This window comes from Mesorhizobium sp. P5_C1, from assembly GCF_054049815.1.
In genome coordinates, this window is sequence record NZ_JBFULQ010000991.1 from 1 (window position 1) to 1,260 (window position 1,260).

Here is a 1,260-nt window from a genome sequence, read left to right on the forward strand (position 1 = left end):
GGCGGAACGCAATGCTGTGGGGCTCGTTGCTGACTCGTGATTGGCAGTCAAACCTGGCTGCCAAATTGGCGCAAGAAGGAAAGATTTTGTCATGAAGAAATATCTTGTCAGTGCAGTCGCAGGCCTCGCGCTGGTCGCTGGGATTGGTACTGCCTTCGCGGAAAACGTCGTAATTCTCAAGCCGGAACAGCAGACGGTGGTTCGCGAATACATCCACAAGCAGAAGCTCGCATCCGTCAGCCTGCTGGGTGTCGAACTCAACGTCGGCACGGCGCTTCCGGACACGGTGGAGCTTCACGCCATCGAGGTGCCCGACGTCAAATACAAGTACACGGTCGTCGGCGACCACGCCGTTCTCGTGGATCCTGATACCCGCAAGGTCGTGCAGATCATCGAGTAGACCTGCCGCAGCAGGCGAGCCCGCTTCGCGATCTATTTCGGGAAGCGGGCTCCATGAATTTCTCCGTTGCAGTCATATGAGGAATCACTAATGTTCACGGACAAAGAGACCCGGTTTTTGGAGGCGGGCATGCTCCTGGCAGTGCCTGTCTGCGTGGCGGTCACCGCGCTGATCGCTGTCTTCGCCTTGGCCAGGCTATGATGGACAATATGGCAGGCTGCCGACGCGATCTCGAGGCTTGGCAAGTCGGGAACGGGGACGGTTAGCATGAACCGCTTCCTGTTCGTCGCGGCCGACTTTCTTTCCCGGCCCCCGGGYTTCTATGTGATGCTCATAGCCATGGTACTTTGCACTGCGCTGGTGCCTTTCGGGCTGACAAATGCGGTTACSTATGCSCTGTCGGTYGCGGCCATCGTGATCACCGGTGTYGTCCTSATACAGGGCTATCGCGACACCGCCGCCATCCACGCCAAACTCRATGAGATCATCRTTGCYCTTGAYGAAACCCGAAACGACGTTGTCGGGYTGGAGCATTCTGACCCAGAGGAGATCAAGGAAAAGCTTGTGAAGCTCGAAGAAGAAGCAGGGAAAGCATTGGCCACGTTCCAATCATTATCAGATAATCGAGAGCGTCCGGATCAATAGGAGGAGATCATGAATAATATCATTTGGCTCATTGGAGCGGTAGTCGTCGTATTATTGATACTAAGCTTTTTTGGCCTTCGGTAAGCCTACGACGAGTCATCAACGGCATGCGGATACCGTTCTAGATGATCGGAGACACTCCTAGGATCGGCTGCAGTCGATGCAAGGTGCCCTTGGGCGGCGTCAGCGAGCCGCGAGGGTCCGATCTCTTATCT

The 1,260-nt window shown here is 55.7% G+C and carries 2 protein-coding genes; both read left to right on the forward strand.

The genetic code is table 11. The features are described from left to right. Positions 1–91: 91 nt before the first annotated feature. Positions 92–400, forward strand: coding sequence for a DUF1236 domain-containing protein (locus tag ACXJ7R_RS33285; RefSeq protein WP_457155502.1), 309 nt, complete (start codon positions 92–94; stop codon positions 398–400). Between the two features lie 267 nt (positions 401–667). Beyond that, positions 668–1,045 carry a low affinity iron permease family protein gene (locus tag ACXJ7R_RS33290; RefSeq protein ID WP_457155503.1) on the forward strand — a complete coding sequence of 126 codons (378 nt, stop codon included), beginning with the start codon at positions 668–670 and terminating at the stop codon, positions 1,043–1,045. The last annotated feature ends 215 nt before the right edge of the window (positions 1,046–1,260 follow it).